General features: G+C 64.3%; 21 protein-coding genes. 5 read left to right on the plus strand and 16 right to left on the minus strand.

Annotation, left to right across the window (positions count from 1 at the left end):
- Positions 1-74: 74 nt before the first annotated feature.
- The 13 genes from V7066_RS20465 to V7066_RS20525 form a co-directional block, all read right to left on the minus strand.
- Positions 75-1,034: a TraU family protein gene (locus V7066_RS20465; RefSeq protein ID WP_334184828.1), complete on the minus strand. Its 960-nt coding sequence runs from the start codon at positions 1,032-1,034 to the stop codon at positions 75-77.
- A 53-nt stretch (positions 1,035-1,087) separates the two neighbouring features.
- Positions 1,088-1,750 (minus strand): conjugal transfer protein TraW, encoded by a 663-nt coding sequence (locus tag V7066_RS20470; RefSeq protein WP_334184829.1) that lies wholly within the window; start codon positions 1,748-1,750, stop codon positions 1,088-1,090.
- The gene (locus V7066_RS20475) at positions 1,740-1,970 is read right to left on the minus strand and encodes a hypothetical protein (RefSeq protein ID WP_334184830.1); all 231 of its coding nucleotides are present in this window, start codon (positions 1,968-1,970) and stop codon (positions 1,740-1,742) included. The genes V7066_RS20470 and V7066_RS20475 overlap by 11 nt, the downstream gene beginning before the upstream one ends.
- Positions 1,967-2,308: a hypothetical protein gene (locus tag V7066_RS20480; RefSeq protein ID WP_334184831.1), complete on the minus strand. Its 342-nt coding sequence runs from the start codon at positions 2,306-2,308 to the stop codon at positions 1,967-1,969. The genes V7066_RS20475 and V7066_RS20480 overlap by 4 nt, the downstream gene beginning before the upstream one ends.
- The gene (locus tag V7066_RS20485) at positions 2,305-4,794 is read right to left on the minus strand and encodes a TraC family protein (protein ID WP_334184832.1); all 2,490 of its coding nucleotides are present in this window, start codon (positions 4,792-4,794) and stop codon (positions 2,305-2,307) included. Before V7066_RS20485 ends, V7066_RS20480 begins: the two co-directional genes overlap by 4 nt.
- Positions 4,791-5,390, minus strand: coding sequence for a TraV family lipoprotein (locus tag V7066_RS20490; protein WP_334184833.1), 600 nt, complete (start codon positions 5,388-5,390; stop codon positions 4,791-4,793). Before V7066_RS20490 ends, V7066_RS20485 begins: the two co-directional genes overlap by 4 nt.
- Positions 5,391-5,425: 35 nt before the next feature.
- Positions 5,426-6,745: a TraB/VirB10 family protein gene (locus V7066_RS20495; RefSeq protein ID WP_334184834.1), complete on the minus strand. Its 1,320-nt coding sequence runs from the start codon at positions 6,743-6,745 to the stop codon at positions 5,426-5,428.
- A complete protein-coding gene (locus V7066_RS20500; RefSeq protein WP_334184835.1) occupies positions 6,742-7,557 on the minus strand; it encodes a type-F conjugative transfer system secretin TraK in 816 nt (271 codons plus the stop codon). The genes V7066_RS20495 and V7066_RS20500 overlap by 4 nt, the downstream gene beginning before the upstream one ends.
- Positions 7,541-8,140: a TraE/TraK family type IV conjugative transfer system protein gene (locus tag V7066_RS20505; RefSeq protein WP_334184866.1), complete on the minus strand. Its 600-nt coding sequence runs from the start codon at positions 8,138-8,140 to the stop codon at positions 7,541-7,543. Before V7066_RS20505 ends, V7066_RS20500 begins: the two co-directional genes overlap by 17 nt.
- 42 nt (positions 8,141-8,182) lie before the next feature.
- Positions 8,183-8,449, minus strand: coding sequence for a type IV conjugative transfer system protein TraL (locus V7066_RS20510; RefSeq protein WP_334184836.1), 267 nt, complete (start codon positions 8,447-8,449; stop codon positions 8,183-8,185).
- Positions 8,450-8,562: 113 nt separating this feature from the next.
- Entirely contained in the window at positions 8,563-8,880 is a 318-nt protein-coding gene (locus tag V7066_RS20515) for a hypothetical protein (protein WP_334184837.1), read from the minus strand.
- Positions 8,881-9,064: 184 nt separating this feature from the next.
- Positions 9,065-9,889, minus strand: a complete 825-nt coding sequence (locus tag V7066_RS20520) for a DsbC family protein (RefSeq protein WP_442947356.1) — start codon at positions 9,887-9,889, stop codon at positions 9,065-9,067.
- Positions 9,873-10,142 carry a hypothetical protein gene (locus tag V7066_RS20525; RefSeq protein WP_334184838.1) on the minus strand — a complete coding sequence of 90 codons (270 nt, stop codon included), beginning with the start codon at positions 10,140-10,142 and terminating at the stop codon, positions 9,873-9,875. The genes V7066_RS20520 and V7066_RS20525 overlap by 17 nt, the downstream gene beginning before the upstream one ends.
- A gap of 331 nt (positions 10,143-10,473) precedes the next feature.
- On the opposite strand from V7066_RS20525, the gene V7066_RS20530 reads away from it, so the two are divergent.
- The 3 genes from V7066_RS20530 (at position 10,474) to V7066_RS20540 (ending at position 12,076) form a co-directional block, all read left to right on the plus strand.
- Positions 10,474-10,881 carry a hypothetical protein gene (locus V7066_RS20530; protein ID WP_334184839.1) on the plus strand — a complete coding sequence of 136 codons (408 nt, stop codon included), beginning with the start codon at positions 10,474-10,476 and terminating at the stop codon, positions 10,879-10,881.
- Between the two features lie 158 nt (positions 10,882-11,039).
- Complete coding sequence (locus V7066_RS20535) at positions 11,040-11,471, plus strand: transcriptional regulator (protein ID WP_334184840.1); 432 nt, start codon at positions 11,040-11,042, stop codon at positions 11,469-11,471.
- Positions 11,471-12,076, plus strand: a complete 606-nt coding sequence (locus V7066_RS20540) for a GntR family transcriptional regulator (protein WP_334184841.1) — start codon at positions 11,471-11,473, stop codon at positions 12,074-12,076. The genes V7066_RS20535 and V7066_RS20540 overlap by 1 nt, the downstream gene beginning before the upstream one ends.
- On the opposite strand, the gene V7066_RS20545 is transcribed toward V7066_RS20540, so the two are convergent.
- Positions 12,043-12,963: a hypothetical protein gene (locus tag V7066_RS20545; protein WP_334184842.1), complete on the minus strand. Its 921-nt coding sequence runs from the start codon at positions 12,961-12,963 to the stop codon at positions 12,043-12,045. The genes V7066_RS20540 and V7066_RS20545 overlap by 34 nt on opposite strands.
- Here V7066_RS20545 and V7066_RS28820 point away from each other — a divergent pair.
- Together V7066_RS28820 and V7066_RS20550 are read left to right on the plus strand one after the other, a co-directional pair.
- Entirely contained in the window at positions 12,847-13,152 is a 306-nt protein-coding gene (locus V7066_RS28820) for a lasso peptide biosynthesis B2 protein (protein ID WP_442947357.1), read from the plus strand. The genes V7066_RS20545 and V7066_RS28820 overlap by 117 nt on opposite strands.
- Complete coding sequence (locus tag V7066_RS20550; protein ID WP_334184843.1) at positions 13,149-14,990, plus strand: asparagine synthase-related protein; 1,842 nt, start codon at positions 13,149-13,151, stop codon at positions 14,988-14,990. The genes V7066_RS28820 and V7066_RS20550 overlap by 4 nt, the downstream gene beginning before the upstream one ends.
- On the opposite strand, the gene V7066_RS20555 is transcribed toward V7066_RS20550, so the two are convergent.
- Together V7066_RS20555 and V7066_RS20560 are read right to left on the minus strand one after the other, a co-directional pair.
- The gene (locus V7066_RS20555; RefSeq protein WP_334184844.1) at positions 14,944-17,007 is read right to left on the minus strand and encodes an Atxe2 family lasso peptide isopeptidase; all 2,064 of its coding nucleotides are present in this window, start codon (positions 17,005-17,007) and stop codon (positions 14,944-14,946) included. The genes V7066_RS20550 and V7066_RS20555 overlap by 47 nt on opposite strands.
- Before the next feature lie 111 nt (positions 17,008-17,118).
- Positions 17,119-19,635, minus strand: a complete 2,517-nt coding sequence (locus V7066_RS20560) for a TonB-dependent receptor (RefSeq protein ID WP_334184845.1) — start codon at positions 19,633-19,635, stop codon at positions 17,119-17,121.
- Position 19,636: the final 1 nt, after the last annotated feature.

Genomic DNA, 19,636 nt, shown 5'->3' on the forward strand with positions numbered 1-19,636 from the left:
GCCGTCTGGGCCTTGGCGGACAGGCCTCCGGGGGGAACGGACACTCTGTGCGGGACTTGGGGAGAGCGATCTGCTCATGGCGCCGAGATCCCGGCACAGCAGATCACCTTTTCGAAGAGCATGAACTGGGCATTGTCCTTGCCCGGTGCATGCTTGCCTGAACTCCAGAGCGCGCCGGGCCTGCCAACATTGACGCACTTGCCGGCCTTCACCGGCTCCATGAGCTGGAACTTGTAGCGCGACTTGGTCCAGATCGGCTGCGGGATGAACGAGCAGCCGTCGGCGGAACTGACGGTGAGCGCGCCGAGGCGCCCCATCATAAAGGTTCCGCGCGCCGCGAGGCCGGCCCAGGCCTCGACACTGTCGCCGAAATGGATGTCACCGGCGATGGGGTAAGTCGCGCCCCAGGAGCCCATGCACCAGAACAGCGGATCGATCACCTTGCCGGCTGCCGCCGCCGCGCTGTCGCCCATGCAGGCGAGGCCTGCGGCGGGATTGCCGAACAGGATGCCTTCGGGCTGGATGATGGCGCCGAGCGTGGCCGACTGCCAGGTCGGCAGGACTTCGGTCATGAGCGCGACATCGAAGCCGTCGTTCTCCAGACAGGGCAGGTCGGTGAACATGTCGAGCATCGCCCAGACCGGCGAGATGTAATAGTGCATCTGCGCGAACATCTTGCGGGTCTGCGTGCCGTCCGCGATCGAGGACTGGCTGCCCTGTAGCTTGCCGCCTGTCGGCATGATGTCGGCGCCGAGCGCCATCATGCAGCCCGGCTCGGTGACGACATCGATCATGCGGTTGGGCGACCAGTACGAGACCTTGATCCCGAGCGTGACCTCGAGGCCCTTGCGGCAGGCGCAGAGCGGCTTGGATGCCGACTGCGCGTCGAGTTCCTTGTCGAGCTTGTCGTAGCTGCCGACACGTACGCCGCCGATGGTGATCGGAAAGATGCAGGTCCAGTGCACTTTGGTGATGGGATTGAAGACCGTGCCCGCTTCGCATTTGGAGGCGTGGGCATCATCCGGGAGGGCCATTGCTCCGATCCAGGTTATGGTGAGCGCCGCAAGGAGGAGTGTGTTTCTGGGGGTCATTGCGCCGTCCCCTTCTGCGCCTTGAGCGCTTCTCGGCCATATTCCCTGAGGACGAGGTGCGTGCCGGACTGCGCGACGATAACCGGCGCAACCTTAAGGCCGAGCCGGGCTTTCACCCGTTCCTCCAGGATGAAGATCGGCCGTCCGGCCTTTTCTCCGAGTTCGATAGGATCGCTCTGGTTCGCGCCGTGCGCCGCGAGGAGAATGAAGTCCGCGGCCCTCGCGGTGCTGAGGGCCCAGGCAAGGTCGCGCGGGTGCACGACGACCAGCCGCTGCGGCAGCTTCACGTAGGTCAGCGGATTGAAGGTGAAGCCCTTAGGGTAGAGCGTTTTTCCGCCCGGCAACGTGACGTCGAATTCGAGCGTGTAGAAGGGGACCACGTTTCGCGTCCGGCTTGCTGTTGCTGCCGGGAGCGGGGCCGCCTTCATCGCGCTCCAGTTCGCGCGCGGGCCGAAGGCCTTGCCGAAGCCCTCGGGAAGGGCGGCCGCCTTACCTTCGATTTCCGAGAGCGCGTCCGGTTCGGCGATCGGCCAGGTGCGCCCGATCGTGCTCGAAGGCGCTGCCGCAGCGGCGGTAGCCAGGGCAGCACTCACAGCCATGATGGATGCGCTGCGCACCAGGTTCCCCAGCACAGGCGGGAGCCTCGTATCAGCGAACATGGCGCTTCCTTTCGGGTGTCTCGCTGCCCGGCCAGCCGGCCAGCGCCATGGCAAAGCAGCCGACGCCCAAGGGGCAGAGCGTCCACACCAGCATGCGCGCATGGGCATCGAGGCTGGCGGCGAGCAGCAGCAGGACGATCTGCAGCAGCATCAGCAGATAGCCCGCAACGATAAGCCGGATCGCCGGAGCCGAGGGGGCAGAAGAGAGCAGGCCGTTCATCGCCCGAGCCTCCGCCTGATGCGATCGGCAAGACGCATGGTTCCTGCCGACAGGCCCACCAGGAGGACGCCGGTAGCAAGGCAGGATCCAGCCACCATGAGGCTGGCGCGCAGCACGAGCATCGCCGGGTGTCCGAGCAGGCTTCCTGCGGCGAAGACGAGGACGCCCATCATGCAGGTCTCCGTGACCACCAGTCGAAGCCGCCAATGGACCGCCTCCGATCTCAGACGCTGGGCGACGCGCTGCTCGACGAGGTCGTCGATCCGGGGATCGGCCGTGACCTCTTGGGTGAGCTCGAGCACGTCTGTCTCGTCCCGAGCGGTAACGAGGCGGGTCATGGCCGGCCCTCCCCGAGAACCTCGGCCGGGTCGACACCGGCAAGCCGGCACACGGCTTCGAGCGGCGAGGCGCCCTGACGCATGAGGTTTTCGAAGGCCGCGACATCCTCGGGTGCCGAGGTGTTGATCCAGTAGGAGAACGGATCGACGACGAGCCGCGCGATGCCGAGGCCCAGCGGCGAATCTATGAAGACTTCGGAGTAGTTGGGCTTGGAATTGCGGACCGATTTCAGGAGATCGAGAACGAAACCCGAGTAGTCGAGGATCTTGTTCTCGACCGCCCGGTCATAAGTCGACCCCTGGAGCAGGAAACGTGTTGCCGCATTTTCCAGAATGACCTGGCCCGTGCCGCCGAACAGCAGAAGGTCGTTCATCGACTGCAGCACGATACCGAACGAACCGCGATACTTGCGCGCGCGCCGGTACCCCTGGCCGAAGGCTTCGGCGAGGCGGGAGAGGTCCTGCCCATCGGTGCGGGTCATGAACTGGGCAGCCTCGTCGCAAAGCACGAAGCGGGGGCGGTCCCGGGCGGAGAGGTAGAGTTCCTGGGTGAGCGCGTTCACCACCACCATGACGATGACGTTGAACAGGTCCGGCATCGCTTTCAGCCGTTCGAGCTCGAGAACCACGAACTCGTCGGAGCGGATGTCGAGGGTGGAGGGACCGTTGAAATAGTGGCCGTAGGCGCCGTCCGATCCGAAATCGCGCAGATTGAAGGCGAGTTCGCGCGCGGTCGGCAGCAGGTGATCGACACTGTCGAGTGCGCTGCCCACCAGTTCGGGATAAGTCCCGAGCCATTCGCGCACGGCATCGATCCCGCGCTCGGCCCGGCCGGTGTCGATCGTCCATTGGACGGCGGACTTGAGCAGGTTCCATTCCGAAGTCGTCACCCCCTTGCGGGTCGAGGCATTGGCCATCTCGGCGACGATCGCGACCGCCATGGTGATGGCCGACTGCTTGTCGTCACCGTCCATCGCGAGGCCCATGTCGAAAGGATTGAGGACGAGGCGCTCCTCGCCGATGTCGATGTAGCGGCCCGAGCACAGCGTGCAGAGCTTTCGGTAGCTCCCACCGATATCGATGATGCGGATCAGTGCGCCGCAGGCGTAGTACTGTTGGCAGAGGTTGTTGAGCAGGAAGCTCTTGCCCGCGCCGCTCTCGGCCGACACCACGAAGTTGTAGTTGTTGATCCTGGGGTCGAAGAGGTCGAGCGTGATGAGCTGGCCCTTGCGGCCGGTATAGAGGAGGGCCGGACGCCCGCCGCCGCGAAAGTCGGTCTGGACCGGCGCCATCAGTACGGCAGCCTTGGCCGGCATCCGGAAATCGCGTTCGAGCAGGCGCAAGGTCGTGCGGTCGGGATAGAGCCCGAACGGCAGGCTCATGACCAGCATGGTGGGATTGAGGTAGCTCTCCTCTTGCATCGAGAAGGGCAGCGGCTCGCTTTCCCAGAGGCGCTTCGCGCGTGCGGCGAGTTCGCGGGCATGGGCACGGTCGCGTCCGAAAACCCAGAGCGTCGGGATCACGCGCACGAAGCGCGAGTTGCTGGCCTCGTCGAGGATCCAGCCAATTTCCTCGATCTGCTTGCCGACTTCGATCGCGAAGCTTCCCGCTGCCTTCTGCGCCGAGAGGATCTGGGCGCGCTTGTGGATCTCGAACTGGGAGTGATCGAACAGGACATTGAGCGTGTAGAGGAAAGGACCGCCGATCTGGTCGCTGTCTTCGGACGCGCCGCGCATGCCGCCCATGAGCCGGTTGGCGCGTTCAGCGGTTATGCGGCGGGCCGGCGCCTTGGGGGTCAGGCAGCGCGCGACCTGGTTGCCGAGGAACACTTCGGCACCTTCGAACACCAGATCGGGACCCGCATCGATGATCTGGCGGGCGATCGGCGGCGCGCCGACTTCGCTGCCGTCCGCAAAGACGCCCGGTGCGGGCTTGCTGATGCCGTTGAACACGCGGCGGTAGAAGGAAACCGTTTCTTCGGGTTCAAGGCGCCGGATGCCGAGTTTCGAGAGCTGTTCCTCGACCTGACGGCGCAGGTCTTCCCCAAGCGGACGCCGGGTCTTGATCGAAAGCAGGGTGCGGAAGTTGCGCACCGGGATGCCGTGAAGTGCTTTCAAGCCATGGCGACCTTCGCCGAGATAGGCATGCGTGCGCCGCGCAGAGGCCTGGATCAGCGGGTCGTCCCGCAGCTTGAGATCAAGGAAGGCATCGAGCGCATCGTCGATGAGCGGATCGGCAAAAGTGTGGAGCTGAAGGACCGTCCCGTCGGGAAAGTGGATGTTGAACAGCCCTTGCAGCGCGGCCTGGACGTGCGCGAACATGTAGGCCGCTGGGTCGATTTCCCAGGCATGGCCCCAGGTATCGTCGATGCACAGAAAGGCCTCGGTGTCCTGGTCCCACGCGAGGAGCGGCAGGAACTGCGCGAAGCTGTCACGCCGAACCGCGCTGCGCAGCCTCGAGTACGTGAGTTCGGAGGCGGCGGTCATTGATCCTGCTCCCCGTCCGGGGGCTGCGGTTCGCCCCCGGCCGGTGCGGCAGCGGGTTCTTTCACTTGTCCGAGCACAGGCGCATGGACTGCGGCGCCGGGGCTGCGCACCAGCGTGCCGCCGACGACCCAGACCGGGCGGTCGAGCACGGAATAGACGTAGCGGGGCATGTAGAGCCGGTCCGGTCGGGTCCGGTCGGCATAGGGCAGTATCAGCGTGCGAATGGTCCGCGCCGGCTTCAGCATCGGCGTGACGGGCTCGTCGATAAGCCCCTTCAGCTCGCGGTAGATGCTGTCGCGGTAGCCTTCATACCCCGCTGTCGCCGCGCCTTTTCGCCGCGCGGCGGTGTTCGCGGCTTTTGCTGCGCCGGTCGTGACGCGGGGATCGGATTTCGAGACGGCGCCTGCGACTGCATCTTCATAGGCGCGCTCGGGATGGATGCACTGCCCGTGATCATCGTTCTTGCACGAGAACTTTTCCGAATAGGGCGACATCATCGAGCCGACCGCAGCGCAGCCCTGTAGCAGGGTGGCGGTCAGCGAGAGGGCGAGAAGCGGCGCGCCGCTGCGCGCGCGGGCGGACCAGATCGGTACCATGAACCTGTCTCCTGATGTGTGGGGATAAAGCTGCGTCACAGCTTGGCGCCGACAGAGGGTTTGATCTCGAGCGAGAGACCTTCCTGGATGACCACGACGACGTCCTTCGCGGCGCCGACCTCGACAACGGGGCCGGCCTGCCGGGCGAGATCGAGGTAAAAGTCGGTGAGCTTGTCGGAGGAACGAGAGAGTCCTCCCGCGATCCCGGCCTTGGCCGCGTCCCCGGCATCGAGCGAGCGCACGCTGCCCAGCGCGGAGGTCGAGAGGTTGCCGAAGGTCCCTTCGACAGATTGCGAAATCCCCGCGATGGTCCCGGCGATGAAGGAACGCGCGAGCGTGGCACCGGCGCGTGTCACGACCCGGCCCGACAGACCTTTCTTGCCATCGGCATCGACGAAGAAGCCCTTGATCGGCTGATCGACGACGGCGTGCTCCTCGAAGTCGACGCAGGAGAGCGAGACCAGCTGAACTTCGACTCTTTCCTTGGCGAGACTGCCGGTGGCGTTGCCGATGACAAAGCAGCCGGAGAGATTGGCCTTGACGTCGTTGGGCAGAACCGCAGGCGCCTGAACCCGGGCGATAATGGGCTCAGGGTTGGTCGTCGCGTCCCGGCTCGCCAGCGCGTCGATGCCGGTCAGCAGCCGCGCCTTCATGAAACCAGGCGGCAAATAGATCGTCCGGTTCGCTTTTTTTGAGCGGGCCGCGCCGGCCGTGCCTCCTTCCGCAGGGAGCGTGGTCGTTGCCGAGCCGATCGCGCCGACTTGTCGTTCGCTCGGCGGAGCCGGCGGCGCGGCGCCGGTGCCACCTGGAACTGCCGGCGGTGTGGGCAAATTCCCCATCTCTGCCTGCGCTTGAGGCGGCGGAGGGGGAAAGTCGGGAATGTCGACCGGGATTGCCGGAGGCAGATCATCGTCTGCGGCCGCGCGCCCATCCTTGTGCGTGCCGGGAAGGGAGCCCGGCATGACCTTGCCCTCCTCGATCGCGGAAACCCGGTCGCCGAGCAAGCTCTGGCCATCGAGGATCTTCTGAAGGTCGCCGCGCAGCTTGACCTCGAGACTGTCACCGCGAAGGCCCGCGCCCATGTCGAGCTTGGAGGCCTCGGGAGCCTTGGGGGCAACATTTCCGCCGCTCGAGCTCGCGGCATAGAGGCCCATGCCGAGCAGGGCGATCCCGGAGAGGACACCGGCTTGCTTGATGCGAAGCCGCTGATCGGAGGTAAGGGCGGACCACTTGTCCCGGGTTTCGGAGACCAGGCGATCGGCGAGGCTCTGGTGATGATGGGTTGAGGCTGCTGGGGTGCGGGCCTGGCTGCGCCCCTGTGCCGTCGGGGGCTGGTCTTCGGGTGAAGCGGTCATGGTTGCCGGCTCCTGCGAACAACGACGAGCCGCGCAGCGTCCCCGCCACCGGGACTGGCATCTGTACCAACCCCAAGGGTGAGACGATCAAGGGTCACCGAAAAGATGTCGGCGCCGAGCGCGACATTGAGGAAATCCCGCTCATCGAGCGTTATCGGGGCCGGACTCGGCGTAGCCGCCGTAACGAGGTACTCGCTGATAGACAGGCCCGTCCCCTCGACCTCGAGGCGGCGGCGCTCGGTAAGCGAGATTTGCGGTAGGTTCTCGAGCAGGATCGGCTGCCGCGCGGGCGCGGCCTCGCTGAACGAGGCGGGAATGCGGTCCTGCAAGACGGCCAGTGCGATACCGACTGCGCGCTCTTCCTCGACAAGGGGGGCAAGCAGGGCTTCGTTGCTGCGTGCGCGCTGGGCCTGACCGGGGAGCAGGTTCACGGTCTGGGCAGGAATATCGGAAGGCTCGGCGTAAAGCGGGTATACCGCGCCGTTGCAGGTGACGAAGAACTCCGATGGCGCCGTCACGTAGGTTCGCGTCTTCAGGCCCATGTCCTCGGTCTCGAGGACCAGGAACTTGATCCAGGCGTCCGCGCCGCCGCGCTCGACGGCAAGGCCCTTTTCGGCCGAGAAACGCACATCCTCGATCTCACCGCCTGTGCAGACGAGATGGTTCACATCGCGGTTCGACAAGCGGATATGGCTGGTCTGCTCCGGGAAGGCCGAAATTGCCGCGGATTGGGCTTGTGCGTCGGTAGGAGCCACAGGAATGAGCGGGGCGAGCAGGATCGCGAGCAAACGCGCTCTAGCGGACGTCGGCATCGAAGTTCTCCTCCTGGAGGGCGATAAGCCAGAAGCGACCGCTGTCGATCGCGTAGCGAATGCGCAGGTTTCCGCGGAACTTGCGGATGACGCCGCCGATGACGCGGATCTTCTCGACGGGCACGAGTATTTCGCTTTTCGTCCAGGTGACCGGTTGATCCGAACGGATGTAGGTCGAGATCGAAAGCGTCGGGTTCGTCGCGAGCTCGTCGAGCAGGCGGCTGAGGCTGTCGCGCACCCCGTTATAGGTGCTGGGGTGGACGAGGCTCAGCAGTTCCTGGAACTGGCGATCGGCAGAATAGGCCGAATAGGTACCGGCGAGCGAGACGATGTTGAACGTCATCGTCCGCAGGTAAGCCGCCGACGGCGTGTTTCCGGTGACGTAGAGATCGCCTCCGGCGCCGAACGGCACCACGACGGTTCGCTGGTTCTGGTTCGACGTATAGATCGCCCCGCCCAGGACCGTTGTGATCCCGAAGAGACCGACGACCGCGACTTTAAGCAGCCGGTTTTCCTCGAAGAGGTTGGCCGAGCCCTTGAGATAGCGGTGAAGGTGCCAGCTTGGGCGCGTGTCGCCGATCATCTCGGGCTCGCGGCGGCGGCGGAAGGGAAAGACCACGGCGCGTTACTCGAAGAAACGCGTCTGGGTAGGGCCGGGATAGCGGCGCAGGCGCGTCAGTCCCCAGCGCCAGGCGAGATGCGGTATGAACCCGCGCGGCTTCGAGCGCTTCCACGGCAGGAAGAAGAGAAGAGCGCCGGCGAGCATCCAGCCGATGATCCCGCCGACTATGACCGCGACGAAGATCGTGGCCATCACGACGATGAACTCCTGGCTGTCGAACCAGAGGATCTGGACCGGACGGTGCAGGTATTGAGGCAGACGTTCGTCCAACGCTCTTCTCCCTTGCTTCACCACGCCTGTGCCGGCGTGATTAACGCGAGGCGGGGTTGCCTCACGTGGATGTGGCCGTCCGGCGCGCTATCCGCTGCCGGGCGGCGCATGTTTCAGATCACCATTCCGAAAGTCTGGAGGATCGAGTCCGCCTTGATGAGGCAGACCGCCGCCACGATCGTGGGGATGCCAATCATGATATTCGAGAACAGGCGCGAGACGCCGAACAGGAACGCCGCGACACCGCCGACAAAGCCAAGCGGGCCCTTCACGCCCTGGTTCACGACGATATCGTAGATGTCGTAACCGAGGTCGCCCGCAGCGGGGGCAGAGAAGGCATGAGCCGCCCCGGCGCCGATGGCGGCCGCGAGCAGGACGAGGACAGCGCCGACATGGACGCGGCCGCCGTTTCCCAGGACAAGTTTCTTCATTTCAGGTCTCCTTGAAAGGGAGCCATCCTCGTGGGGATGCCTTGCCGGCAGCGATCGGTGTCGTTTCCGGCCGCCGGCTGCGCTGGACGGCTCCATGGCGGGACGCAGTCGTCGGCATTCTCGGTTTTGCCGGCGCGATCACCGCGGCCGGCGTCAGGCGGGCGTCCGGGCGCCGGGTATCCGGTCAGGGATCCTTGGCGGGTTTGGAATAGGCGGTATCGAGAAAGGCCTGCAGTTCGCCTTGCTGAAATCCGGAAATGAGCTTGCCGTCTGCGACCAGCGTCGGCGTTCCGGTTATTCCCATCTTGCCGATGGCCTGCGCCATGCGCGCCACGCGATCGGCACCTTCCTTGCATTTACGCAAGGGGGCGGGATCGGCACCGGCATAGATCGCTCGGAACTCGCGTTCGGGATCGGGCGAACACAGGATGTGTTCTGCCTTCGCAGCCGCGCCGGGATGGATGCCGCTGACGAAGTAGACCTGGCGCTGTACCGGCTGACCTTCGGCCGTCCTCGCGAGCCAGAAGCGTTCGAGGGCCTGACAGTAGGGGCAATCGGGATCGGTGAATTCGATGACCTTGGGCGCGCCCTCGGGACCGATCTGCAAGGCATCGGCAGGGGCGATTGCGCCCATGCGCTTCCTTGCGGCAGCATCCTGCGCGAAGGCCGTCAGATTGGCGCCGCTGCGGTCGTAGAGCGCACCGAAGATCAGGTGTTCGCTGTCGGGAGCGAAGTAGATCATTCGGCCCCCTGCGAGCGCCTGATAGACAGGACCGCGCAGCGGAGACAGAGCGAAATCGTCGAAGGTGAGGTTGGTGAAGCTCTGTCGCAGCTGCGTCTCGGCCTGAGCGGCTGCAGCACTCAGCACTGCGCCGTCGCCTCTGCCGGCATTGCTGCCCCCCCGATTGCCGTTGCTGCCCTCGAGATTGGAGCCGGCTTCCGCTCCGCCGCCGGCGCACAAGAGCGCCGCCAACGCCGCGCCGCCAATGAACCTAGCGCAGCGCAGCACGACCGGCCTCCTGACGGCGCGTGAACAGTCTGGGATCGAGCTGCAAGCCGTTCCCGAGTTCGATGGCATGGCGCTCGGACGCTATGACCGGAGGGACGGCAGGCCGGATCATGAAAGCGCCGCCGTGCTGGACGATTTCGAGGGTGTTGGCAGGCGGCGCCTTGCGCTCGAAGGCCGGCGTTTGGGGAGGCGGGATGGGCGGAGGCGGTACCGCGGTGCCGGCGAGCATGATAAAGGGGTGCAGGAATGACATCAGGCCTATCTCCTCGCAGCGCTGATTTCGTGCGGAATGGATGATGATCGATGATCCAGGGCTCGCTTCCCGCGGCGCGGGGGTTCTGCGATGTCCGTGAAGGCATAGCACCACGGCGCTGACGGGTGCGCAAGGCGCAGGGCACCAAGGTGCCGGAGCGGTGAAACAAAGCCGAGAGAGACCGTTTCTATCTCAAATAGGTCTGAAACCGGCGGCGCTGTGACGGATTTCGACAGAAACGGCATTTCAGTGCCGGTTCAGCCCTGCGACCATGTGTTTTTACCGGCGAGAAGCTGTGAAGAGGCAAGGAAATCCTCATCCAGGAGTGGTCATGGCCCGAGCAACACGAACGTTCAAACTCAGGCTGTCACCGGCAGGTCTCGAAGTGCTGATCGCTTCGCATTGCCGGCTGATACAGCAGACCCGTGCGCTTATAGCCTGGGGAACGACTTTGCATGTGGCCGTCGAGCACCTCGCCGCCTGTCCGCTCGAACAGGTAACGGACGGCCTGAGATCCGTCACGGACGATGGGCTCGCCGGTTCCGAGGAACATCATCTCGGTGCGCCGCACCGTTTGGGTACTATGGCTGCCGGCATTATCGAGCACTATTGCCGGAGCAGCGGCGGCTCTCCAGCACCGACATTGGGCGCTATCTATTTAGCCGCGCTGACCCAGCTCGTTAGCGGGCAGCGCGGCGATATTCTGGCTGCATACGACCGCGTGATCACCTCATCGTGAGTTGCGAAAGGCGGTGACCGGATCACTCTACTGACCCGGTTTCTGTAGTTCAGACAAGTTGTCTGAGGTTCTATTTGACAGTGGTGGTATGCACACCCTAGCTAACCGCGATGAATTGGCCTTGGCGGGCAGTTTCTCCCCGTAAAGGAGACACGGATATGTCGCAACTGAACGCGGCTGCCGTTGCCGAGAGTCCGCTCGATTACGTCAAGGTGCAGTCGGGACGGCAGATCGAAGAGGCACGGAAGCGAAAGCGCATAACGCAAGCTGATCTTGCCCGCGATCTTGGCATGGGCGTTCGGTGGTTACGCGAAATTGAGGGAGGAAATCCGAGGGCACGGCTAGATGACCATCTGCTCTGCACCTACAGGCTTGGGCTTTCGACGGGTCACATCCTGTTTCCGCTCCTCTTTGCCGGGCAGCAGATGTCCTTTCCCCGGCAACTCGCGACCGGCGATCTCAGCGACCTCGAGCGTATTTGCATCGAAGTCATTGCGCATAAGCATCTTGAGCATCTCACGCGTGCCTTGACCCCGGCATGGCGCCCGGTGGAACTCCAGACACATCTTCAAAGGAAGGTAGCCGGGTAATGGCAGCGCTTGATCCCCAGCTTCAGGAACGCATCTACGCCTTGCTCAAGGCTGACTACCTCGCCGGTGTAATGCCGCCCGGCGAGAAACTGGACCTTCAGATGCTCTCCGATCGCTTCAAGACCAGCAAGACCCCGGTACGTGAGGCTGCCTGCCGCCTGATGGGAGAGGGACTGCTGGATCGGCACGTCGAGGGGGGCTTCATGGTCACCCTCTACAGCGCCCGCGAGCAGGTCCAGCTCTATGCCTGGAGCGCACACTTGCTCACCGGACTTGTCCAGGTCCTGAAGACAGACGCCATAAGCCGGATTCTTGGCGGGTTTCCAACGGATCCGCAGCCGGCGGATAAAGTCGAGGTGGCACAGCTTACCGGTCTGCTCTTCGAGCGCCTGGCAGGCGCGACGGGCAACAACCGCGCAGTTGAGACCATCGCCGCGATCAACGCGCAGACGCACTACTTGCGGATCATGGACCCGATGAGCCTCGCCGATGCGACTCGCGAGCTGCAAGGGCTCTTCAATCCGGCCGTCTCGGACGTCCAGAAAGCGCTGCGCAGGCGTATTGCTGCCTATCATACGCGGCGAATTACCGCTTGCAGCGCCTGACTTACCCGCGCGGGGCGTGATTTTCGGTCTCGACGAAGCTCGCGAGAAAAGCGGAGGAACGGGGGCGGCGTCGCGGTTTCCAGCAGATCGGAAAAGGTCTCCCAGTATTCTACGTCAATCTGGCGTAGAATATCTGCGTCTTCGTGGTCGACTTGAGAGGTACTGTAGGGGCTGCCGCAATCCTGCGGCCAATACGAGAGGAAACTACCATGAACCGCAATGAACAGCCCGCTGAAGAACTGGCCGATCTCGGCGCGATCGTCGAGGAAACCAAGGGCGGATCCGTCCTCCTGAACGATACGAACGGCCCGCAGCAGCAGCCGGTCGGCCTTTCCGACGACTGATGGCGTCACGAGTGCACTTCCCTCGCGTGAGGGGAGTGCACGCTCGGTAAGATCGAGGGGAATGCCATGTATTACCGCCTGCGTCCCGGCTTGCATTTCTGCCTCCTCGATGGCCGGGCCCTGTTCCTCGACATCGAGAGCGGCCGCTATTTCGCAGCAGCCGGGCAGTCCGCCGCCACTCTGGCGCGCCTCGCTGCCGCCGGAGGATTCGACGAAGACGGACTTCTCGACGTTGGCGCGCTGGTTGCTGGCGCCTTGATCGTTCCTGCCGGAGAAGACCGGACTTTTGCTCCGGCCGCGACTGTCGATCCGCTCCAGGCAGCGTTCAGCGCAGCAGGCGATGCGGTAGGATGGCGCGGAACGGCGATGTCGGCCGCCCGGCAAATCGCGGCAAGAAGGATGACGGCGCGAATGACCTTTGCCCAGATTCTCTCTGAGGTTTCGAGATGCAGGCGCCGCGATGATCGAGGGCTCCGCCGATCCGCCCACACCCTTGAAGACCTTGCCGCCTTTCATGAAAGGGCCGGGCTTTTCCTCGGACATGCGGATCGCTGCCTGCCCCGCTCACTGGCGCTTCTCCTCCATGCCTACGCGAACGGGCACCGGCCAAAGTTCGTGATTGGGGTCAGAAGCCATCCTTTTGCCGCCCATTGCTGGGTCCAATCCGCAGGAACGGTGCTCAATGACAACATCGATCACGCCCGCCTGTTTACGCCGATACTCGTCCGATGACAGGGCATCGCTATCTCATCCTGGTGCCGCGGGGCGATTGCCCCAGCGACGTGCACATCGAGAAGATCGCCCGTCTGACCGGGCTTCCCTACCGCGCCGCACAGGACCGGCTCGTCGTACTGACCGATCGCAGCGAAGCGCTGTATCGTGCGGGGTGCGGACTTGTCAGCGGAACCCTGTTCCACCGCTTCGGCAGCGCCCGGCCGATAGGCCATGACGAGGAACTCGAGCTCGGAATGCAGCCGGCCAAGCAGCTTCTCCAGCGCTACTGGGGCAGCTACGTCGCGGCGCTCGTATCGGCTGATGCCGTCATGGTTTTACGAGATCCTTCCGGAGCGACGCCAGCGCACTACGCCGAGGCAGACGGCCTCGTCTTCGTCGCTTCCGATGCGGCGCTGCTCCAAGACGCCGGAGCGATTTCCGGTGAGATCGATTACGAGGCGCTGGCGCGGCACATCTATCTCGCGGACCTGCCGCTGCCCAACGCGCCGCTTGCCGGAGCTCGGCGTGTTTCTCCAGGCTCCGCCCTGATCGTGACGGCAGGTGATATCCGCTGTCAGCCGCTGTGGAATCCGTGGGATTTTGTGGAGCCGGCCTCCGTCCCCGGCAGCCTGGACGACGCTGCGGTCGCTCTGTCCCGAACGGTCGGGAACTGCGTTCAGGCCTGGGCAAACTGCTTTTCCTCGATTGTGGTCGGCGTGTCCGGCGGTCTCGATTCCTCGATCGTGACAGCCTCCCTTGCCGGGCGAAAGCAGGCGATCACGGGACTGACGCTGGTAGCGCCCGATCCGGTCGGCGACGAACGACGGTATGCGAGCGCGCTTTGCGAGCATCTCGGCGTGCCGCTACGCGAGGAGTACTATGCCCTCGAAGACATAGACCCGGGCAAATCCTGCGTCTCCCACCTGGCGTTTCCCTCGGGGCGCACGCAATCCCAGGCGTACAACGCGGCGGTGAGCCGCGCGATGGAGGGATGCGGCGCGGAGGCATTCTTCACCGGCAACGGCGGCGACAATGTCTTCTTCCTCAGCCAGTCGACACGGGGACTGATCGACCTGCGACGATCGGGAGCCTCGATGGGCGAGGCATGGCAGGCGCTGCGCGACATCTGCGCGCTTACCGGCTGCAGCTTTGCAGCGGCGATCCGTCAGGCGCGGAAGATTGCACGCGGCCCTTCGCGCTACGAGTGGCGTCCGGATCTGCGGTTCCTTTCGGATGCGACCATCCGGGCATGTGCAGAGGCATCGCCGGAGCACCCCTGGCTCGATGCACCGCAGGGCGCGCTTCCGGGAAAGGCTGCGCATATCGCGATGATCCTGCGCATCCAGAACCATGTCGAAGGGTTCGATCCGGCAACCGGCCCTCTTGTCGTCAACCCGCTACTCTCCCAGCCCATCCTTGAGGAATGCCTGGCTATCCCGACCTGGCTTTGTTCCTCAGGCGGGCGGGACCGTGCGGTGGCGCGCCGCGCCTACCGCGACCGGCTACCGCCAGTGGTGGCCGATCGGCGGGTCAAGGGCGGTCCGGATGGCTTTGCCTCCACGCTCCTGGAAGCCAACCTTCCGCAGATACGCGATCGGCTCCTCGGCGGACGCCTGGCCGAGCGGGGCATCATCGATCTTGCTGGTGTCGAGCAAGCCTTGCGGCCCGGTGCAGCCGATCGTGGCCCTTCGTTCGTGCCGCTGCTGTTTTTCCTCGATATCGAGGGTTGGATCGAGCACTGGAGGTTTCGATCAGCACGGAAAGGCACTGTAACTGGCTGGGACTGCGGGAGCGCAGCGGCGCCGAAGGCTAGAGCAGGGGGCGGGAAGGGTGAGCCTCGGTCCCATGCGGGTTGATCGGGCTGGAAGGCAGCTCCGTGCGCGCAGCGCTTCGAGGTTTCGATTGCCAGTCTCGCTTCATGCGGATCCAGGTCTCTCGCTCGGTGCCGCCGGGCGGAGCCACGTCCTTGAGCCAGAAATCGAACCACGCCAGGTTTCGCTCATAGACGGCCAGCTTGTGCGCCGGTTGCCACTTGATGTGGTGTTCATCGCGGAAGACATACAGGTCCACCGGGTGGCCGGCTTCGCGCAGCGCCGTGAAGCTTTCCAGAGCGCCGAGGTATTCCGTATCGGCCATCTGCAGGAGCAGGGGGAAGCGAATGTCCCGCGCATTCTGCGCGAGAGAAATCCTCTTCCAGAAATCCTTTCGCTTATCAAGAAGGCGCGGCCAACCGCTGCGCGCGAAATGATCGGCGATGCCCTCGCTTAGCAGGAAATCCTGGCTGCGCTCCCAGCAGCAGCCGCTTGCCGAGCCGGCGGCAAACATCGTGCTGTTGACGGCTGCAAACTGCACCGTGGAAGAGCCATCGCTGAGACCCGTGATGCCGATGCGTGCCGGATCGACGAGACCTTGCACGATCAGCGGTCTGAGCAGGTTTTCGACGGAGGAAAGGACACTGCGGCGATCGCGAAAACCGTTCAGGAGCTGCGTCTCGGCTTCCTCGCTCGTCCTGGCATTGCTGGTCAGAGCAAGGGCATCGGGTCGCTGCAGGCTGAGCACGAAGTAGTCTCGCGCGGCAAAGGCCTGGATCGGAAACTCGTCGCCGGTTCCGCCGCGAAGAAAGCCGCGAGAGGTGTATTGGACCACGATGAGTGGATAGGTTTTGCCTACGCGATACCCCAGCGGATAGACCAGATCTCCGAATGTCTCGATGCCGAAGCTGTTGCGGGCAAAGAGCCGTTTCACCCGGCTCTTTCGCAAGGCGGCGAACGAGGCATTGGGATCGAAAAGCACCGATTTGCGCTGGTTCGAAGGATCGAAGTGGACCAGCCGCCGGGGATCGAGTGATCTCTCTTCGAGGCAGTACAGCTCGTTTCCGTGCGGTTGGCAATCCGTGAGCAGCGCAGTCGTCGCCATCAAGCGCCGCGCGTGTCTCGCGCCGGGCCGCCACTCGTAGACAGCGGTTACGCTTTTTGCCGGGTCTTCGCGGCGCAGGAAGCGGACATGGCGGCCGCCCGGCATCCACCAGGCGACAAGACCGGGTCCGGTGCAGGCGATATCAGCGCAGGGCCAAATGCGGCCTTTGTCATCCTGCACTTGCAGCCGCACGATCGGTTGCAGGGGGGATCCGCTCGTCGGTGCCAGCGCGATTCTGCTGCCGTGCTGCGATAACAAGGATTGAATCGCTTCATTGCTGCCAAGCCGAGCGATCTGCCCCGGCGTCGCGGGGATCATGCGCCTGTCCTCACCGACGGTGAAGTAGGCGTGCCGGTTGCCCGGGCGGGGAAACGGGACGGCGCCTGCTCCGGGCGAAATCCGGGCATCAAACCGGAAGCCTGACCGCTCTTCACGCTTGATGGCCTCCCGCTCTGCAGTGAGGTCGGGGCGAAGCGCAACGACCAGGGTGCGCCCATCGGCATCGAAAGCGAAACGATCCACCTCAACCACGCCGCTCGTTGCCGCGCGGCTTCTACTGCCATCGGCCTCGGCGACCCAGACCTGTATGGCCCCATGGGTTTGCTTTAGATAGGCAAGGCGCCGGCCGTCCGGCGACCAGACCGGTTCGATAGTCCGGACGAGGCCCGTCGCAACGCCCGCTCGGCCCAGCATATCGCTTCTGGAAAGAATGAGCTCTCCGCCCCTGTCGAGGATGCGAACCGGACCCGATCCATCCGCCGGCAGAACCACCAGCGCCTGGCAAAAGCCATTGGCGTCCGGATCGGCCTTTCGGACCTGAAGCGCGATCCAACGTCCGTCTGGCGAAATCGAGAAGATGTGTCCTTCGCCGGGATCAGGGGCGTCGGGCCCTAAGTCGGCGAGAGTCACGAGATCGCGGGCGGTGACGGGGCCGCTTGAAACGGGCTTGCCCTGCACGACGTCGGAACAGTCCGGGAGGACCGCCGCAGCTTTCGCGCTGGGTTGAAGAAGGATAGCGGAAGCCGCCGCCGCCAGAGCAGCGCATCGCACTCGCATGACCATGGGACCTTACCAGCGCTTGCTGATCGTAAGGCTGACCGTCCTGCCCACCGCCGAGTAGTTGGTGGAATCGTAGGGGTACGCCGCTGCACTGCTGACGAGGATCAGATCAGGTTTTTCGTTGAGAACATTGAGCGCGGCCAACGTGAACTCAATGTTGGCGAAGGCGCCGCGCTCATCCTTCGAAGTGATGTGGGCGGTTACATCCAGCGTCGTGAAACTTCCGACCTTGCGGAAGACCGGTCGCCGATCATCAGTCGTGCCGCCGATGTAGCTGGCGACTCCGCCAATCCGGAAATTGTCCCGTGTCCAGGCCAGGGATCCTCTGGCGCGCCAGTGCGGAGGGTTGAAAATTCGCCCGGCTCGCTCGATTTTCGCAGCACCCTCGCCGAGGTCCTGTCGGCTTTCCAGATAGCTGGCTGACCCTTCGAATTCGAGTTTGTCCCTGCTGCTGATGTCAGTTGTGTAGGCGAGGGAGAGATCGATGCCGCGAACGCGCTGGCGCGCCGCATTGCGCAGACTGTCATCGACGATCGCCGTCACCGAGGCCGGATCATAAGGCGCGCCGGTCTGGTTGATGAGACCGTCGGGAAGGCGGGCGATGAGTTCGGCTATCACTGCCTGGCTGGGGTAGATTTCTGCGAGACTTGCGTACTGGGCGGAAAATGCGCTGAGGAGGTTGGCAATCGGGGTCACGACCCGGTCGCGGTAGCGGATGTCGAACACGCTGACCTGTGCCTTGAGGCCCGGGACCGCCCGGGGCGTCACCGCCAGTGTCGCCGTCCAGGTTTTCGCCTTTTCGGGTCTGAGATCAGGGCGCCCCCCGCCCAGAATGATGGCGGGCGCGCCGTCAGGCCCGCTCGGCGTGAACAGCGAGCCCGGCACCAGGAACCCCTGCAGCGGCTGTCCGGTCTGGTAGAGCGTCGGCGCCTTGAACGAACGTCCCCATGTCGCACTGAGCGTCACGTCCTCGATCGGCGCATAGATCAGCCCCAGCTTGGGGGTCGCCAGGTCGCCAAATCCCTGATTATGCTCATAGCGCACCGCGCCCGATAGCGAGAGGCGGTGTATTCCTGCCATGGCGTTCCCGGCGCCGACTAGCGGAACCAGCATCTCACCGTACCCGAAGTACGTGTCGCGCGACTCACTGAACAGGTAGGTTTGCCTCGTCACGCCGCCGGTGATCTGGCTGGAGTCCACGTCGAGAATTACGCGGCGGAAGCCGCCACCGAGTGCAAGCCTCGCCTCGCCCCCGGGGGCCTCGAACAACGGGCCCTCGAACCCGAGTTCCACTGCATCGAGGCTGTTTTTGTAGTCGGGGAAGTACTGGGCCGTGAGATTGCCGCCGCTGAAGGCGCGGGTGTTCACCTTGGTCGCGCTTTCGCCGTGGGTCGCTGCAAGGCGAACATCCCAGCCATTCGATAGCTCCAGCCGGAGCGACGGGCTCACCGAAAACGCGCGCACCCGCCGGTTGATGGAATTGCCGCTGATGAGGCAACTCGCGGTCGCGAGGAACGGGTTGCAGGCATGTGACTTGCGTTCGTTGAACTGGGCATCGATCTCGAATTCGAGATTGGCGGCGAGTTGCTGGTGACCGGCAAGCACAGCGCTGAACTGCCTTTGCCCGGGCAGAAGCGTGGCCGATCCGTCCATCTGGCGGGTGTAGCTGCGCTGGCTGGCAAGGATCGCCGAACTATGGAGGTAGTCGCCGGCGAGCATGAACCCGCCCGAACTCCACCGCGTTCCGGCGACCGCGCTGACCTGTCTTTCGACATCGCCGCCGCCTGTTGCGGCACTCACCCGCGCCGATGTCAGCAGGCCGTCGTAGTCGCGCCTGAGTATCACGTTGGCGACGCCGCCTACGGCGTCGGAACCATAGAGCGCGGATGCGCCGTCAGTAACGACGTCGATGCGCTCGATGGCCACCAGCGGGATCGCTGCGATGTCCACGCCCTGTGACACCGCGTCATAAGCCACTCTGTGCCCATTGATCAGGGTGAGCGTTGCGTCCGGCCCAAGCCCGCGCAGGTTCATGGCCGAAGAGGAATTGGTATTCTCGGACTGTCCGGGATTTCCGACAACCCCCGGATTCTGCCCGCCGGCGAAGTTCTGAGGAAGTGTGCGGGCGAAGGTCCCGAGATCGGTGACGCCGGATTTTGCGATATCCTCGCGCGAAGTGATGACGGTCGGCGAGGGACTGGGCGCGCCCTTGATGCGCGACGCCGTGACGAGAATATCCGCGCTCACCGCCGGGGCTTCGGGCGCCTCGGCTGCGCCCTCCACTCGCCCCCCGACAAGAATTACGTCCTTTCGATATTCTACCTTCAGCCCGGAACCGGATAGCAGTCGACGCACTGCCTCGTCCGCGCTGTAAGCCCCCTTCAGTGAAGGAGCATGCCGGCCGATCACCGCTTCCGAACTGAAGATGATTTCGCGACCCGAGAGGCGGCTGACGGCTTGGAGTGCGTCGCCAAGTTCGCCGGCTTCGAGATTGTAGTCCTGACGGCTGTTCTGATTCTCGTGCACC

Source organism: Novosphingobium sp. (assembly GCF_036820275.1).
Lineage (GTDB): Bacteria > Pseudomonadota > Alphaproteobacteria > Sphingomonadales > Sphingomonadaceae > Novosphingobium.

Excerpts from the sequence above, each read along its gene's own strand:
- V7066_RS20465 (WP_334184828.1), bottom strand. The coding sequence starts at position 1,034 with ATGGCCCTCCCGGATGATGCCCACGCCTCCAAATGCGAAGCGGGCACG.
- V7066_RS20470 (WP_334184829.1), bottom strand. The coding sequence starts at position 1,750 with ATGTTCGCTGATACGAGGCTCCCGCCTGTGCTGGGGAACCTGGTGCGC.
- V7066_RS20475 (WP_334184830.1), bottom strand. The coding sequence starts at position 1,970 with ATGAACGGCCTGCTCTCTTCTGCCCCCTCGGCTCCGGCGATCCGGCTT.
- V7066_RS20480 (WP_334184831.1), bottom strand. The coding sequence starts at position 2,308 with ATGACCCGCCTCGTTACCGCTCGGGACGAGACAGACGTGCTCGAGCTC.
- V7066_RS20485 (WP_334184832.1), bottom strand. The coding sequence starts at position 4,794 with ATGACCGCCGCCTCCGAACTCACGTACTCGAGGCTGCGCAGCGCGGTT.
- V7066_RS20490 (WP_334184833.1), bottom strand. The coding sequence starts at position 5,390 with ATGGTACCGATCTGGTCCGCCCGCGCGCGCAGCGGCGCGCCGCTTCTC.
- V7066_RS20495 (WP_334184834.1), bottom strand. The coding sequence starts at position 6,745 with ATGACCGCTTCACCCGAAGACCAGCCCCCGACGGCACAGGGGCGCAGC.
- V7066_RS20500 (WP_334184835.1), bottom strand. The coding sequence starts at position 7,557 with ATGCCGACGTCCGCTAGAGCGCGTTTGCTCGCGATCCTGCTCGCCCCG.
- V7066_RS20505 (WP_334184866.1), bottom strand. The coding sequence starts at position 8,140 with ATGATCGGCGACACGCGCCCAAGCTGGCACCTTCACCGCTATCTCAAG.
- V7066_RS20515 (WP_334184837.1), bottom strand. The coding sequence starts at position 8,880 with ATGAAGAAACTTGTCCTGGGAAACGGCGGCCGCGTCCATGTCGGCGCT.
- V7066_RS20525 (WP_334184838.1), bottom strand. The coding sequence starts at position 10,142 with ATGTCATTCCTGCACCCCTTTATCATGCTCGCCGGCACCGCGGTACCG.
- V7066_RS20530 (WP_334184839.1), top strand. The coding sequence starts at position 10,474 with ATGGCCCGAGCAACACGAACGTTCAAACTCAGGCTGTCACCGGCAGGT.
- V7066_RS20535 (WP_334184840.1), top strand. The coding sequence starts at position 11,040 with ATGTCGCAACTGAACGCGGCTGCCGTTGCCGAGAGTCCGCTCGATTAC.
- V7066_RS20540 (WP_334184841.1), top strand. The coding sequence starts at position 11,471 with ATGGCAGCGCTTGATCCCCAGCTTCAGGAACGCATCTACGCCTTGCTC.
- V7066_RS20545 (WP_334184842.1), bottom strand. The coding sequence starts at position 12,963 with ATGTCCGAGGAAAAGCCCGGCCCTTTCATGAAAGGCGGCAAGGTCTTC.
- V7066_RS20550 (WP_334184843.1), top strand. The coding sequence starts at position 13,149 with ATGACAGGGCATCGCTATCTCATCCTGGTGCCGCGGGGCGATTGCCCC.